The sequence below is a fragment of the Cellulosimicrobium cellulans genome, from assembly GCF_042723955.1.
Classification (GTDB): Bacteria; Actinomycetota; Actinomycetes; order Actinomycetales; family Cellulomonadaceae; genus Cellulosimicrobium; species Cellulosimicrobium cellulans_H.
This window is the reverse complement of sequence record NZ_JBHXIC010000044.1, coordinates 8,672-24,205: the sequence shown is the minus strand read 5'-3', so window position 1 is coordinate 24,205 and position 15,534 is coordinate 8,672. Positions and strand designations below refer to the sequence as shown.

General features: G+C 73.5%; 13 protein-coding genes. 1 reads left to right on the top strand and 12 read right to left on the bottom strand.

The genetic code is table 11. From position 1 onward, the window contains the following. Positions 1-48: 48 nt before the first annotated feature. The 5 genes from ACFWH7_RS13090 to ACFWH7_RS13070 form a co-directional block, all read right to left on the bottom strand. Positions 49-1,104 carry a LacI family DNA-binding transcriptional regulator gene (locus ACFWH7_RS13090; protein ID WP_378216944.1) on the bottom strand — a complete coding sequence of 352 codons (1,056 nt, stop codon included), beginning with the start codon at positions 1,102-1,104 and terminating at the stop codon, positions 49-51. A gap of 370 nt (positions 1,105-1,474) precedes the next feature. Further along, positions 1,475-2,752, bottom strand: a complete 1,278-nt coding sequence (locus tag ACFWH7_RS13085) for an N-acetylglucosamine-6-phosphate deacetylase (protein ID WP_378216943.1) — start codon at positions 2,750-2,752, stop codon at positions 1,475-1,477. Between the two features lie 80 nt (positions 2,753-2,832). Beyond that, a complete protein-coding gene (locus ACFWH7_RS13080; protein WP_378216942.1) occupies positions 2,833-3,354 on the bottom strand; it encodes a DUF1990 family protein in 522 nt (173 codons plus the stop codon). Beyond that, entirely contained in the window at positions 3,351-4,376 is a 1,026-nt protein-coding gene (locus ACFWH7_RS13075) for a YndJ family protein (RefSeq protein WP_378216941.1), read from the bottom strand. The genes ACFWH7_RS13080 and ACFWH7_RS13075 overlap by 4 nt, the downstream gene beginning before the upstream one ends. Next, positions 4,373-5,095, bottom strand: coding sequence for a TetR/AcrR family transcriptional regulator (locus ACFWH7_RS13070; protein ID WP_378216940.1), 723 nt, complete (start codon positions 5,093-5,095; stop codon positions 4,373-4,375). The genes ACFWH7_RS13075 and ACFWH7_RS13070 overlap by 4 nt, the downstream gene beginning before the upstream one ends. 189 nt (positions 5,096-5,284) lie before the next feature. Here ACFWH7_RS13070 and ACFWH7_RS13065 point away from each other — a divergent pair, with 189 nt between their 5' ends. Then, positions 5,285-8,662, top strand: coding sequence for an MGH1-like glycoside hydrolase domain-containing protein (locus tag ACFWH7_RS13065; RefSeq protein ID WP_378216939.1), 3,378 nt, complete (start codon positions 5,285-5,287; stop codon positions 8,660-8,662). Positions 8,663-8,787: 125 nt separating this feature from the next. Here ACFWH7_RS13065 and nucS read toward each other — a convergent pair whose 3' ends face one another. The 7 genes from nucS to ACFWH7_RS13030 form a co-directional block, all read right to left on the bottom strand. After that, positions 8,788-9,483, bottom strand: a complete 696-nt coding sequence (gene nucS, locus ACFWH7_RS13060) for an endonuclease NucS (protein WP_378216938.1) — start codon at positions 9,481-9,483, stop codon at positions 8,788-8,790. A gap of 64 nt (positions 9,484-9,547) precedes the next feature. After that, a complete protein-coding gene (locus tag ACFWH7_RS13055; protein WP_047232904.1) occupies positions 9,548-9,964 on the bottom strand; it encodes a DUF2550 domain-containing protein in 417 nt (138 codons plus the stop codon). Positions 9,965-9,977: 13 nt separating this feature from the next. After that, positions 9,978-10,244 (bottom strand): F0F1 ATP synthase subunit epsilon, encoded by a 267-nt coding sequence (locus tag ACFWH7_RS13050; RefSeq protein WP_047232903.1) that lies wholly within the window; start codon positions 10,242-10,244, stop codon positions 9,978-9,980. A 102-nt stretch (positions 10,245-10,346) separates the two neighbouring features. Continuing rightward, positions 10,347-11,828 carry a F0F1 ATP synthase subunit beta gene (gene atpD / locus ACFWH7_RS13045; RefSeq protein ID WP_378216937.1) on the bottom strand — a complete coding sequence of 494 codons (1,482 nt, stop codon included), beginning with the start codon at positions 11,826-11,828 and terminating at the stop codon, positions 10,347-10,349. A gap of 91 nt (positions 11,829-11,919) precedes the next feature. Next, the gene (locus ACFWH7_RS13040; protein ID WP_378216936.1) at positions 11,920-12,816 is read right to left on the bottom strand and encodes a F0F1 ATP synthase subunit gamma; all 897 of its coding nucleotides are present in this window, start codon (positions 12,814-12,816) and stop codon (positions 11,920-11,922) included. A gap of 2 nt (positions 12,817-12,818) precedes the next feature. After that, positions 12,819-14,450, bottom strand: a complete 1,632-nt coding sequence (gene atpA, locus ACFWH7_RS13035) for a F0F1 ATP synthase subunit alpha (protein ID WP_378216935.1) — start codon at positions 14,448-14,450, stop codon at positions 12,819-12,821. A 109-nt stretch (positions 14,451-14,559) separates the two neighbouring features. After that, complete coding sequence (locus tag ACFWH7_RS13030) at positions 14,560-15,375, bottom strand: F0F1 ATP synthase subunit delta (RefSeq protein ID WP_378216934.1); 816 nt, start codon at positions 15,373-15,375, stop codon at positions 14,560-14,562. Between the last annotated feature and the right edge of the window lie 159 nt (positions 15,376-15,534).

Here is a 15,534-nt window from a genome sequence, read left to right as displayed (position 1 = left end):
CCGGCGCTGGAGCCGGAGGGTGACCGGGCCTGGGCCCGGCCGGTCGGTTCAGCGAGCCTCGGGCTCGCGGTCGTCGTCGTCCGGGGACCGGCCGGCCGCGGGGGCGACGCTGCTGCCGGGTTCGAGGACGCACGGGATGAGCACGTTCGGCGTGCTCGGACGGGAGCCGTCCACGAGGGACAGCAGCTTCTGCACGCCCAGGCGGCCGAGCTCGGCCCCGGGCGCGTGCATGGTGGTCAGCGGCGGGTTGCTCATCTCCCCGACGCCGGGCGACGTGACGATCGACAGGATCGACATGTCGGTGGGGATCGCGACGCCGCGCTGCTGCAGCTCGGCGACGACGCCGAACGTCGCGATCTCGTTCATGGTGACGAACGCCGTCAGGCGGGGCTCCTGCTCGAGCAGCGTCGCGACGGCGTCGCGGCCCGCGCGCGGGGACTCGTCGACGCGCAGCGCGATCGGCTCGAGCCCGCGGCGACGCATGGCCGCCTCGAAGCCCTCCTCGGCACGGAACGTCGGCGCGTAACCGTCGTCGGCCGTCGCCTGCGAGTGGTTCACGAGGGCGACGTGCCGGTGCCCGAGGTCGACGAGGTGCTGGACCGCGTCGTCCGTGGTGCGCTCGAAGTCGATGTCCACGGACGGCCGGTCCGTGACGTCGCGCGTCCGGCCGATCATCGTGTACGGCACCTCGGCCTCGTCGAGCACGTCGACGCGGTCGTCGTCGAGCGCGACCTCCATGAGCAGGACGCCGTCCGCCATCCCCTGCCGCACGAGGTCGCGGACCTCCGGGGCCTGGGTCGTGCGGAAGGGCCACAGGACGAGGTGGTAGCCGTTCTCGCGCGCCGTCTCCGCGGCGGACGAGACGAACTCGGCGACCGTGCCGCCGAGGCCCTTCTCCATCGCCGGGTAGATGAGGGCGAGCACGTGGCTGCGGCGCGACGCGAGCCCGCGGGCCATCGCGTTGGGCTGGTAGCCGAGGTCGGCCATCGCGTCCTCGATGCGACGTCGCGTGGCGTCGGAGACGGGACGGGTCCCGGACAGCGCGTAGGAGACCGTGCTCAACGAGACCTGCGCGCGTCGCGCCACGTCCTGCATCGTCGCCATCGTCACCACTCCCCTGTGGTCCGGTCCGTCGCCTCGTCCGTCGAAGCGCTTCGTCGAAACGCGTCGTCGAAGCGCTTCGCTGTTACGAGTATTGGATGAACAAAAGACGAGAGTCAAGCCCGTGGAGCGAGAACGCGCTCTCCGGTTGGCGGCACCGATGCCGACCTGCGCCGATGCGGGGAGACGATCCGCCAGCCCTGCGAAGCGCCGAACCCGGGCATATCGGTGGGATCGACCCGCAGGCCGCCCGCAACCCCGGGCTCGCCGCGCTCCCCGACGGACGAAACAGGGATCGCTCCTCACGGGACGGGCTGGGTGAGGAGCGACCCCGGGTTCGGTGGTGCAGTCGGCGGCGCGACGGCGCGGGGCGTCAGGACGTGAGGTCGACCGGGTCGCCCGCGCGCAGGACCTCGCGCACGCGCAGGTCGGCTTCCGTGACGACGACGTCGGCGCGGCGGCCCGCGACGAGGCCGCCACGGTCGTCGAGGCCGAGCACGGCCGCCGGGGTCCACGACGCGGCACGGACGGCGTCCACCAGCGGCACGCCGGCCTCGACCGTCTCGCGCACGACGTCGAGCAGGTGGTACGTGCCGCCCGCGATCGCGCCACCCTCGGTCAGCCGCGCGACGCCGTGCGCGACGGTGACGCGCATCGGCCCGAGCTCGTACGCGCCGTCGGCCATGCCCGCCGCGGCCATCGCGTCGGTGACGAGCGCGACGGCGTCCGGCCCGGCGACGGCGCCGTCGGCACCGACGTGCGACCCTACGAGCTCGACGACGCTGCGGATCGTGCCGTGCGCGAGGTGCGTGCCGTCGGCCACGAGCTCGACGACCAGCTCGCCGCGCGCGGCCGCCGCGAGGCACGCCGCGATCGGGCCGGGCTCACGGTGGTGCAGGGGCCGCATGCCGTTGAACAGGTGCGTCGCGGTCATGCGCGCGCCGGGCCGACCGGCCGCCGCAAGCGCCGCGACGCCTGCCGCGATCGCCGCCTCGGTCTGCTCGGTGCTCGCGTCGGTGTGCCCGATCGACGGGAGCGCCCCGACCTCGACGAGGGTCTCGATCACTCCCCCGGTGCCGACGACGCCCGGCACCTCGGGCGCGACGGTCATGGTCCGCAGGTAGCCGCGCGCCGCGGCCGCGATCGCGCGCACGAGCTCCGGGTCGCCCTCGAGCATGTCGTGCGGGTTCTGCGCGCCGCACCGCACCTCGGAGAGGAACGGCCCCTCGAGGTGGATGCCGACGACCTCGCCCGCGTCGGCGAGGTCCGCAAGGTTCGCCGTCCGCGCGAGCAGCACGTCGCGCGGGGCGGTGACGAGCGAGGCGACGAGGCTCGTCGTGCCGTGGCGCAGGTGCTCGCGCGCGGCGACGCGCGCCTCGTCCAGGGTCGCCGCGTCGGGGAAGCTCGCCCCGCCGCCGCCGTGGTCGTGGACGTCGACGAGGCCGGGGAGCAGCGTCGCCCCGTCGCCGGCCGGCACGTCGGCGTACCCGGCGGCGGCGGCGTCCGCCCGGGCGCCCACCCACGCCACGCGCCCGTCCTGCACGGCCACGACACCGTCGTCGAGCACTGCCGTCGGGGTGACGACGCGGCCCACGAGGACTCGCGCGGTACCGGGCTGCTGGTCGGGACGAGGGCTGGCGGCGTCGGTCATGGGCTCATTCTGGCGCACTTCGTACACCCGGCGTGCAAACTCGTGCGACCGTGGACGCGCGGGGGCCGGGAGGCGAGACGTCAGCGGTCGTGCGACGCGAGCAGCCGCTTCGCGCCGCGGCCGAGGTGCAGGGCGAAGAGCCGCTGGAACGTCGGCACGGCGAACGCGAACGGGCGCACCCACCACAGCACCGGACGGCTGAACACGTCGATGCTCCACCACAGGTCGCCCGCGTCGTCGCGTTCGACCGCGAAGCGCTCCTCCCCCACGAACGCGTGCCCGGGGAGGGTGCCGTACGCGAACGCGACACGGTGCGCGGACCGCTCGACCCACACGACCTCGCACGGCTCGTGCAGCCGCAGGCGCCCGACGCCGAGCAGGGTCGTGACGCGAGCCCCCGCCGCCGCGACCGGGGCGTCGGTCTCGAGGCGCACGCGCGCGGCCGCGTGCACGCGCCACGTGAGGAGCTGCTCGCCGAGCCACGCGAGGTCGTCGGGCGTGCTGGGCCGGTCGGTGAGCCGACGGCGCACGTGCAGGTGGCGATATCCCGCAGGCCAGGTGTCCGTCCGGGTCGCGCCGACCTCCGGGTACGTGAACGTCATGCCGCACTCCCTTCCCGGGCCCGTCCGGGCCCGCGTCTCATGTGCTGTCCTGCGCCGTCCGGCCCCGCGTCCCCCGCCTCGCCCGAGGCTGCCGGCCGGTCCGCGAGGACCCGCAGCCCGAGGAGGGTGCAGAGCACGAACCCGAGCGCGTTCGCGACGCCGTGCGTCGCGGCCATGGCGTCGAGGCTCGGGTGCGCGAACCCGAGCGCCTCGCCCCCCGCCCACCAGAGCGCGAGCAGCATCGACAGCCCGACGACGACGGCGCCCGTCCCGACCAGCGCGCGGGAGCCCGCGCTGCTCCCCGGGCTCCCGGGGTCGACCGTGGCCCGGCCGTGGACGGAGGGGGCACCGTGCGGGTACGGGGTGCCGGTCGGGTGCGCGAGCGACCGGACCGCCGCGACCGCCGTCGCCCACAGCGCGAGCGTGAGCACTCCCGCCCCGACGAGCTCGGCGACGTCGCCGACGAAGTAGCCGACCAGCACGAGCACCGTCCCGAGCGGCACGCCCCACGCTCCGGCGACCGCGAGCCCGTCGGTGGCGGCGAGGCGCGCGACCGTGCCCGCGATCAGTGCCGCGCCGAACCCGGCGTAGAGCATGTGCGGGACCGTGAGCGCGAGGTACGTCCCGGAGAACCCGAGGAGCCCCCACCCGGCGCGCTCGGCGACCAGCGCGCTCGCGCCCACGGCCGGCGCGACCAGCGCGGTCACGGTCGCCGCGCGCGCGGCGAGGACCGCCGCGCCGACCGGTCCGGCGCGGACATCGCGCACCGTGCGCACAGCCAGACGTGCGCCGGCGAGGGCGAGCACCGCGGTCGCCACGGCGAAGACGAGCGCGAGGAGGGCGGAGGCCGTACCGCGCGGGACGACGAGGCTCGCCGCCCCGGCGAGCCCGGCGAGGGGCCACGCGGCGCGGCGCGGCGCGGGGACGACGTCGGACCCGAGGAGGCGGAGGCCGAGCGGCAGGACCACGACCATGCCGAGGACCACGAGCCCCGAGACGAGGGCCGCGCCCGCGGGGCTCACGCGTCCCCCCGAGCTGCTGCCTCGCGCTCGCGCGGGCCCTCGTCCGACGCCGCCGTCGCGGGGTGGACCGCGCGCACGAGGCGCAGGACGTCGTCGACCACGCCGCGCGCGACGGGCAGCCGGGCAAGCCGGACGAGGCTGCCGGCGAGCGCCGCCCCGCCGTCGACGAGCAGGCGGGTGCGCGCGAACCCGGGCGAGGTGTCGTGGACCCAGTAGAGCGTGATGCCGAGCTGGGCGAGCCACAGCAGCTCGGGCAGCTGGGCGCGCAGGTGCGCGGGGACGCGCGTCGACGTCCCGGCGACGACGTCGTCGAAGAGGGCACGGGAGAGGTCGCGCGACGCGGTGGAGGCCGCGGAGAAGGGGCTCGCGTCCGAGCCGGGGCGGATCGCGACCGAGACGAACTCGCCGCCGAACGCGTGGAAGGGGGCGAACGCGTCGACCGACGCACCCCAGACGCCGCGCAGCCGGTCCGCGAGCGAGCCGCCCGCGGCGAGCACGGGCGCCGCGCGCTCGGCGTGCTCGCGCTGCACCTCGAGGTAGAGCTCCTGGACGAGCGCGTCCTTGGACGGGAAGTGGTAGTACGCGTTCCCCGTGCTCACGCCGGCCTCGGCCGCCACCGCGCGCATGGTCGTCCGCTCGTACCCGACGTCGCGCAGCATCCGGACCGCGACGTCACGCAGGTGCGCGCGCGTGCGCTCGGACTTGGGCGTCGCGCTCATGCGACGGCACTGATTTTGAACATGTTCAAAAACTACCATGCGATCAGTCCGACAGGGCTGCCCGAGGGAGGTCGCGGGCCACGCCTGTTGTTTTCTGTTTGCTCTTGTGGGAATCTGTGGCGCGACAGCGCAGTCACGTCCCCGTGCCCTGGCCACGTGGACCCCGCTCTTCGACGACGAAGGACACGCATGCGACGACCACGCTCGACGGGCGCCCTGGCGCTCGCCTCCGGCCTCCTGTCTCTCGCTCTCGCGGCGCCCGCGGTCGCGGCTCCGCCGACTTCTACGGCTGGCCCGGCCCCGGCCCGGGTCGCCACGACCGTCGAACCGACGACGCCCCTCGACCGGCCCGAGGTCGGGCCGGGGACCTCGTTCGTCGACGTCCGCGAGAAGCTCGACGGCTACGCCGACCCCGGCTGGTACGCGGCCAACGTCCCGGTCGTGGACCTCCCCGACGCGGACGCCGAGGCGGTCTACTACTACCGCTGGCGCGTGCTCAAGGAGCACCTGCGCTACACCGAGCCCGGCACGGGCTGGGTGCTCACGGAGTTCCTCGACTGCTGCGGCTACGCCGCGCCCTACCAGGCGATCAACGCCGCGGCGGGCCACCAGCTCGCCGAGGGCCGCTGGCTGCGCGACCAGCGCTACCTCGACGACTACGAGGACTACTGGCTCACCGGCCCCGGCCAGATCGAGCCCGCGCAGAACCCCGAGGCCGCCGACTGGGCGCACCAGTACTCGTTCTGGGCGGTCACCGCGATCGTCGAGCGCGCGAAGGTCACCGGGAACCTCGACCGCCTGCGCTCGCTCCAGCCCGAGCTCGAGACCTTCGTCGAGGACTGGGCGAACCAGTTCGACGCCGACCTCGGGCTCTACTGGCAGACGCCCGAGTACGACGCCAAGGAGAGCTCGCCCGCGTCGTACGTGACCGACCGCGACTACGCGGGCCGCCACACGTTCCGGCCGTCGATCAACGCCTACCTCTACGGCGACATGCTCGCGCTCGCCGAGGTCGCGACGCTCGACGGCGACGAGGCGACCGCGACGGAGTACCGCGACCGCGCCGCCGCGCTGCGCGAGGCCGTGGACGCCTACCTCTGGGACGACGAGCGCGACTTCTTCTACGACGTCGTGGACTGGGAGAACCCCGACCACGAGCGGCTGCGCGACCGGCTCGACGTCGGGTTCGTCCCGTGGAAGTTCGGCCTCGCCACGCCCGAGCAGGCCGCCGCCCTCGACCAGCTCCTCGACCCGCAGGGGTTCGCGGCACCGTACGGCCCGACGGTGACCGAGCGCCGCTCCCCCGACTTCTGGCGCTCGTCCGACCAGGGCTGCTGCAAGTGGGACGGGCCGTCGTGGCCGTTCTCGACGTCGCTCACGCTCGACGGCGTCGCGACGGCGCTGCGCGACGACGCCGCGGGCGACCTCACGCGCGCGGACTACCTCGACCTGTTCGACACCTACGTCCGCACCCAGTTCCGCGACGGCGAGCCGTACGTCGCCGAGGCGCACCACCCCGACGAGGACCGCTGGATCTACGACGGGAACAACCACTCCGAGGACTACCTGCACTCCAGCTACGTGGACCTCGTGCTCCAGGACCTCCTCGGCCTCCAGCCGCAGTCCGACGACTCGCTCGTGCTCGACCCGCTCGTGCCCGCCGCCTGGGACTGGTTCGCCGCGGAGAACGTGCCCTACCACGGGCGCAACGTCACGGTCCTGTTCGACCGCGACGGCTCGCGCTACGGGGCGGGCGCGGGCCTGCGCGTCTACGTCGACGGAGAGCAGGTGCTGCACGCCGACGCCGACGCGCTCGCCGAGGGCGCCGACCCGCTCGAGGTACCGGTGCCGAGCGGCGACCCGCAGCGTCTCCCCCACGCGGTCAACACGTCGGCGAACCCGCTCAAGAACGCCTACCCGCGACCCGTCGCGTCGTACACGTGGCGCTACGACGACGCGTGGCGGGTCCTCGACGGCAAGGTCTGGTACGACGAGGTGCCGCAGAACACGCGCTGGTCCAACTACTCCTCACCCCACGCGCGCGACTGGCTCGGAGTCGAGTTCGCCGGACCGACGACGATCGGCGACGTCCGCTTCCACGGTTACCAGGACGCCGACGCCGTCCAGCCCGCCGTCGGCTACGAGCTCGAGTACTGGGACGGCGCGGCCTGGCAGGTCGTCCCCGACCAGACGCGCGTGCCCGTGCAGCCCGTCGGCAACGGCCTGAACCGCATCACGTTCCCGCCGCTCGAGACGACGAGCTACCGCATCACGTTCGACGCCGCGCCCGGGAAGTCCGTCGGCGTGACCGAGCTCGAGTCCTGGAGTCCCCTGTCCCGCGCCGTCTCGGCACGCGTCGAGGCCGCGGAGCCCGCAGTCGGGCGCGCCTCGCGCGTCGACGTCACGATCTCGACGCGCGACGACGCCGTCACCGGCGCCGAGGTCGCACCCGACCTCCCGGCCGGCTGGACGGCCGTCGCCGTGGGCGAGGCGGGCCCGCTCGACCTCGGGCCGTGGGACCGCGCGACCCGTTCGTGGGACGTCACGCCCGGGCCCGACGCCGTCCCTGGCAGCGAGGCGCGGATCGGCGCCGTCGCGCGCTGGGGCGACGCGGGGAGCGCCGAGGAGGCGCGCGCGACGACGACCGCCCGGCTCACGTTCGACCCCTCCTGGTACGACGACGTCGTGCTGCACGACGACTTCGACGCCGACACGACCGCGGACTGGACGACGCTGCGTCCCTCCGGCGAGGCGCTGCCCACCGTCGCGGCCGGGGACGGGGTGCTTGCCGCCTCCGGCGACGCGCGCTACTGGGGGCTGTACGGGCACCGCGCGGCCCGCGCGACGCGGTCGTCCGTGCTGGTCGCGGAGATCGGCGCGTTCTCCGGCGCCGGCACGCAGGAGGACTCGGTGTTCCTCGGCCTCGCCGCGGCGGACCGCACCTACGCGCTCGCGTGGTTCAACCACGCGAACGTCGCCTCGGGCCTCGACTACGTCGGGGGCACGGACGGGTCGTCACCCTACTTCGGCCTGCGGGGCTACGGCCCCGGCGACCGGATCGCCCTCCAGGTGAACGGCGCGCGCGTCGACGTGTTCGCCGAGGAGGACGGCGAGTGGACCTGGTACGGCGGCACGACGACCGGCGGCGCGCTCGACACGTCCGACCCGGACGTGCTCGCCGGGCTCCTGCCGACGATCGGCTTCCGGGCCGACCGCGGCACGGTGAGCGTCGCGTCGTTCGAGGTGCGCTCCCGCTCCACCGACGTGCCCGCGCCCCAGGTCGACGTCACCGCGGTGCCGCGGTGCCTCGCCGGCACGGCGTACGTCGCGGTCCGGGCGTCGTACGTCGGGACGGGCGGCGCCGGAGCGGGCGACCCGTTGGACGTCGAGCTCGTGACGCCGTTCGGGTCGCGCACGGTCACGGGCGTCGCCCCGGGCGCCCACGCCTACCAGTCGTTCTCCGCGCGCGCCGCGTCGCTCGCGGCGGGCACGGCGTCCGTCCGGGTGACCGACGCGGCGGGGCGGGTCATCGAGCACGCGGCACCGTTCGCGGCCCTCACCTGCTGATCGTTCGGCACGTCCCACGAACGTGACTGCCCGAGCAGGCGGTCGAGGCACGTCCCCGCTGCGAGGACGGGTCACGACCGCCTGCTCGTGGGGGTGGGCGGCTCCCGCGGCAGAGGGCCGGCGCGTCAGAAGAGCCGGGAGTCCACGTCGTCGACGCCGCGCATCGCGTCGTAGTCGAGCACGAGGCAGCCGATGCCCCGGTCCGTCGCGAGCACGCGCGCCTGCGGCTTGATCTCCTGCGCGGCGAACACGCCGCGCACCGGGGCCAGGAGCGGGTCACGGTTGAGCAGCTCGAGGTAGCGCGTGAGCTGCTCGACGCCGTCGATGTCGCCCCGGCGCTTGATCTCGACGGCGACGGTCGCGCCGCTCGCGTCCCTGGCGAGGATGTCCACGGGGCCGATCGCGGTCGGGTACTCACGGCGCACGAGCGTGTGCCCCGAGCCGAGGAGCTCGATCTGCGCGGCGAGCATCTCCTGGAGGTGCGCCTCGACGCCGTCCTTCACGAGGCCCGGGTCGATGCCCAGCTCGTGCGAGCTGTCGTGCTGGACGTCGTGGAGCTCGATCTCGAGGCGGTCGTCGCTCTTGGCGTGCTGCACGGCCCAGACCTCGGTCACGCCGCGCTCGCGCGCCTCCTCGGACGGCTCACGGACCGCGAGCGAGCACGGAGGGCTCATCCAGTTGAGGGGCTTGTACGAGCCGCCGTCGGAGTGCAGCAGCACGCTCCCGTCGGCCTTGACGATGAGCACGCGCGTCGCGAGCGGCAGGTGGGCCGAGAGACGGCCGGTGTAGCGGGCGGAGCAGCGGGCGACGACGAGACGCATGAGGCAGGTCCTCCGGGTCGGTGGTGGGCGGTCCGGGACGCGGCGTCAGCCCACGGGCGACGCCTCAGACGACGACGTCGCGCCGACCGGGCGGCGCGGCCTCCAGCCAGGAGGCGAGCCCCTCGTACGCGGCGCGCGACATCGTGAGCTCGAAGTCCTGGCCGTGGTAGCGGCACCGGACGAGGTAGGTGTCGGGGCCGTCGCCGACGAACGGCTCGCGACCCGCGATGACGAGGTCGTAGCGGGACCACGTCCGGGCGGGGCGGATCGACACCGACCACAGCCGCCACCAGTCGATACGGCCGACGCCGTAGTGCGCGATGCCCGCGACCCAGGGCGCACCGGCCGCGCCCGCACGCCGTGCACCGCACTCGAACGAGCCGACGCGGTGGGACAGGGCGCGCAGACGCCACGCCCCCAGCCCGATCGCGAGAAGGACGAGGACGAGCAGTCCGATCGCGAGCCAGGCCAGGGGCGTCATGGTCGTGCGAGGGTCAGCGGGCCGGTACGGACTCGACCGAGTCCGCGACGATCGTGACCTGGTTGGAGTCGACGGAGAGGAACCCTCCGCTGACGCGCACGTCGAGGGTCTCACCCTCGGCCACGATGCGCACCGAGCCCTCGCGCAGCACGGAGAGCAGGGGCGAGTGGTCCGCGAGGATGCCGATCTCGCCGTCCGCCGCAGGGGCCGTGACCCGCTGCGCGCGGCCCGACCAGATCTTGCGGTCCGCCGCCACGAGGTCGACGTTCAGCTGTGCCACGGGAACTCCTTCATGGGCGGTTCATGCCCGGCGTGGTGTCCGGGTCCGGGTGCGACGCCCGCGGGGCCGGGCCGAGCGGCCCGGCCCCGCGTGTGCGTCGGATCAGGCGCCGTACTCCTGCTGGATGCGCGCCCAGTTGCGCTCGAGGTCCTCGAGGCCTCCGATGTTGAAGAACGCCTGCTCGGCGACGTGGTCGAACTCGCCGTCCGCGATCTTCTTGAACGCCTCGATGGTCTCGCTCAGCGGCACCGTCGAGCCGACGACGCCCGTGAACTTCTCGGCCATGTAGGTGTTCTGGGAGAGGAACTGCTGGATGCGGCGCGCACGCGCGACGACCGTCTTGTCCTCCTCCGAGAGCTCGTCCACACCGAGGATCGCGATGATGTCCTGGAGCTCCTTGTTGCGCTGCAGGATCGACTTCACGCGCGTCGCGACGTCGTAGTGCTCCTGGCCCACGTAGCGCGGGTCGAGGATGCGGCTCGTCGACGCGAGCGGGTCCACCGCGGGGTACAGGCCGCGCGAGGCGATCTCACGGGAGAGCTCGGTCGTCGCGTCGAGGTGCGCGAACGTCGTCGCCGGCGCCGGGTCGGTGTAGTCGTCCGCCGGCACGTAGATCGCCTGGAGCGACGTGATCGAGTGACCACGCGTCGAGGTGATGCGCTCCTGGAGCAGACCCATCTCGTCCGCGAGGTTCGGCTGGTAGCCCACCGCGGACGGCATGCGGCCGAGCAGGGTCGACACCTCGGAGCCCGCCTGCGTGAAGCGGAAGATGTTGTCGATGAACAGGAGGACGTCCTGCTTCTTCACGTCGCGGAAGTACTCCGCCATGGTCAGCGCGGAGAGCGCGACGCGAAGACGCGTGCCCGGGGGCTCGTCCATCTGGCCGAAGACGAGGGCGGTCTTGTCGAAGACGCCGGCCTCCTCCATCTCGACGATGAGGTCGTTGCCCTCACGCGTGCGCTCGCCGACGCCGGCGAACACGGACACGCCACCGTGGTCCTGCGCCACGCGCTGGATCATCTCCTGGATGAGGACGGTCTTGCCGACGCCCGCACCACCGAAGAGGCCGATCTTCCCACCCTGGACGTACGGGGTGAGGAGGTCGATGACCTTGATGCCCGTCTCGAACATCGTGGTCTTCGACTCGAGCTGGTCGAACGCCGGGGGCTTGCGGTGGATCGGCCAGCGCTCGGTGACCTCGACCTTCTCGCCCGGAGCGCCGTTGAGCACGTCACCCGTGACGTTGAAGACCTTGCCCTTGGTGACGTCGCCGACGGGCACGCTGATCGGCGCGCCGGTGTCGGTGACCTGGGCGCCGCGGACGAGGCCGTCCGTCGGCTTGAGGGCGATGGCGCGCACGAGCGAGTCACCCAGGTGCTGGGCGACCTCGAGCGTGAGCGTGAACGACTTCTCGCCCTCGCCCTGCGACGAGAGGTCGATCTCGACGGTCAGCGCGTTGTAGATGTCGGGGATGGCGTCCGCGGGGAACTCGATGTCCACGACGGGGCCGATCACACGAGCGACCCGGCCCACGCCGGGACCGCTGGAGTGCTCGACCTGTGCTTCCACGGTGGTGGCGGTCATTGCTGGCCTCGCTTCGCAGTGCCGGAGTGGTCCCCGGCGGTGTCGGTCAGGATGTCGGTGATGGTGCTGGCCGCGCGGGCCGTGCGGCCCGTCATGACGCCGCCAGGGCGTCGGCACCCGAGACGATCTCGCTGATCTCCTGGGTGATGTCCGCCTGACGCGCCTGGTTCGCCAGCCGCGTGTAGTTGCGGATGAGGTCCTCCGCGTTGTCCGTCGCCGTGTGCATCGCCCGCTGACGCGCCGCGAGCTCGGACGCCGCCGCCTCGAGGAGGCAGCTGAAGATCCGGCTGCGCACGTAGCGCGGGAGCAGCTCGTCGAGCACGGCCTCGGGCGAGGGCTCGAAGTCGTACAGCGGGAGCACGTCGTGCTTGCCCGCCGGCGCGACGCCCTCGACGACCTCGAGCGGGAGCATCCGCACGACGCGCGGGCGCTGCGTGACCATGTTGACGAACTGCGTGTACACGATGTGCAGCTCGCTCACGCCACCCTCGGCCGCCGGCGCGAGGAACGCACCGAGCAGGGCGTCCGCGATCTCGCCCGCGACCTCGGAGTTGGGCGCGTCCGACCCGTACGACCACGACCCGGCGAGCTCGCGCCCACGGAAGGTGTAGTACGTGATCGCACGGCGGCCGGCGGCGTAGAGCGCGACCTCCTTGCCCTCGGCCACGAGACGCTCGACGAGGCGCTCCGTCTCACGGATGATCGACGCCGAGTAGGCGCCCGCCATGCCGCGGTCGGAGGCGACGACGAGCACCGCCACGCGGTTGGTGTCCGTGCGCTCGCTCGTCAGCGGGTGCTTCGTCGACGTGTGGGTCGCGACGGCCGACACGGCCCGGGTGATCGCCCGGGCGTACGGCGACGCGGCGGCCGTGCGGTCGCGCGCCTTGCCGATCCGCGACGCGGCGATGAGCTCCTGCGCGCGGAACATCTTCTTGAGCGACTGCGTCGACTTGATCCGCTGCTTGTAGACGCGCTGGGATCCGGCCATCGTCAGGCCCTCTTCTGCCGGACGATCTGCTCCTGCTCGATCTCCGTCTCGGCCTCGTCCTCGGTGTCCCCACCGACGAGCGGCGTGCCGTCACCCGTGAGGAAGCCGGACCGGAACGCGTCGACCGCCGAGGAGAGCTGGGCCTCGGTCTCGTCCGACAGCTTGCCGGTCTCCGCGATCGTCGACAGGACGTCCGTGTTGCGGCGCAGGTGGTCGAGCAGCTCGGACTCGAAGCGACGCACGTCCTCGACCGGGACGTCGTCGATCTTGCCCTTGGTGCCGGCCCAGATCGACGCGACCTGGTCCTCGACCGGGTACGGCGAGTACTGGCCCTGCTTGAGCAGCTCCATGAGGGCCGCGCCGCGCTTCAGCTGGCCGCGCGACGCCGCGTCGAGGTCGGACGCGAACATCGCGAACGCCTCGAGCGAGCGGAACTGCGCGAGCTCGAGCTTCAGCGTGCCGGAGACCTGCTTCATCGCCTTGACCTGCGCGGCACCACCGACGCGGGACACCGAGATGCCGACGTCGACGGCCGGGCGCTGGTCGGCGTTGAACAGGTCCGACTGGAGGAAGATCTGGCCGTCGGTGATGGAGATGACGTTCGTCGGGATGTACGCCGAGACGTCGTTCCCCTTGGTCTCGATGACCGGCAGGCCCGTCATCGAGCCGGCGCCGAGCTCGTCCGAGAGCTTCGCGCAACGCTCGAGCAGGCGGGAGTGCAGGTAGAAGACGTCACCGGGGTACGCCTCGCGGCCCGGCGGGCGGCGCAGCAGGAGCGACACCGCACGGTAGGCCTCGGCCTGCTTCGACAGGTCGTCGAACACGACGAGGACGTGCTTGCCGCCGTACATCCAGTGCTGGCCGATGGCCGAGCCGGTGTACGGGGCGAGGTACTTGAAGCCCGCCGGGTCGGACGCGGGAGCCGCGACGATCGTCGTGTACTCGAGCGCGCCGGCCTCCTCGAGCGCGCCGCGCACCGACGCGATCGTGGAGCCCTTCTGGCCGATGGCGACGTAGATGCAGCGGACCTGCTTCTCGGGGTCGCCCGACTCCCAGTTGGCCTTCTGGTTGATGATCGTGTCGATCGCGATCGCCGTCTTGCCCGTCTGGCGGTCACCGATGATCAGCTGGCGCTGGCCGCGGCCGATCGGGATCATCGAGTCGATCGCCTTGAGACCGGTCTGGAGCGGCTCGTGGACCGACTTGCGGTCCATGACGCCGGGCGCCTGGAGCTCGAGGGCGCGGCGGCCCTCCGTCGCGACCTCGCCGAGGCCGTCGATCGGGTTGCCCAGCGGGTCGACGACGCGACCGAGGTACCCGTCGCCGACGGGGACCGAGAGGACCTCGCCGGTCCGGCGGACCTCCTGGCCCTCCTCGATGCCGGTGAACTCGCCGAGGACGACGACACCGATCTCGCGGACGTCGAGGGTGAGGGCGAGACCCAGGGTCCCGTCCTCGAAGCGCAGCAGCTCGTTGGCCATCGCGCCCGGCAGACCCTCGACCTGGGCGATGCCGTCGGCGGCCAGGGTGACCCGGCCCACCTCCTCGGACACGGCGCCCTCGGGCTCGTAGGACTTCACGAAGCTGTCCAGAGCGGCCCGGATCTCCTCCGGCCGGATCGTCAGCTCAGCCATTGCTCTTCTCCTGTCGTGGCCGCACCTCGTGGTTCGGGTGCGGTCGAACGTTTGTCGGTTGTGCGGCCGGTGGCCGGCAGGACGGTCGTCGGTCGGAAGGGTCGGCTCGTCAGCTCACGAGGCGACGGCGCGCGTCGGCGAGCCGGGAGAGCACGGTGGAGTCCACGACGTCGGCACCCACCTGGACGCGCAGCCCGCCGAGCACCGTGGGGTCCACGGTCACGTTGAGCTGCACGGCGCGCCCGTAGGCCCGTTCGAGCAGTCCCGCGAGACGGTCGAGCTGCGCCTGCGTGAGCACCGCGGCCGACGTGACCGAGGCGACGAGGCGCTGGCGACGCTCGGCCGCGATCTCCCCGATCCACCCCAGCGTCGGGACGAACCGGCGACCGCGCAGCGCGCGCGTCGCGTGGACCGCGAGCACCTCGGTGACGCGGTCGACCTTGCCGTCGAGCAGCGCGTGCACGAACGCGGCGCGACGCTCGGGGTCGGTCGTGTCGTCGGAGAGGACCTGCCGCGCCTCGCGCTGCCCGACGAGCGCGCGCGAGGTCCGGAACAGCTCGTCCTCGACCTTCTCCAGCGCGCCGCGGGCCTCGGCCGACGCGAGGACCGCGTCCAGGCCCAGGCGCTCGGTCGCGTCCGCGAGGTCGCCCTCGCGGGTCCAGCGGGACCGGACCAGGCCGGACACGAGGTCCACGACCCGCTCGTCGAAGCCCGACGCGAGGACGGCGGACACGAGGGCCGCCTTGTCCGCGCCGGACCGCGACGGGTCCGCGAGCGAGCGCCGCAGCGGCGCCGACCCGTCGAACGCCGCGGTGACCGCGAAGAGCTGCTCGCCCAGCGCGAGCGCGCCCTCGCCCGCCGAGCGCAGGACCGGCTCGAACCGGTCCCGCGCCTGCGTCAGGGACTCGCCGCTCGTTCCGCGCATCAGCGCTCCTCGGATGCCGTGCCCGCCGCGCTCGCCGCCGCGGGACCCGCGGCCTCGAGCTCGTCGAGGAAGCGGTCGACGACGCGGCTCTGGCGCGCCGAGTCGGCGAGCGCCGCGCCCGCGATAGTCGAGGCGAGCTCCGGCGCGCGCAGACCGAGG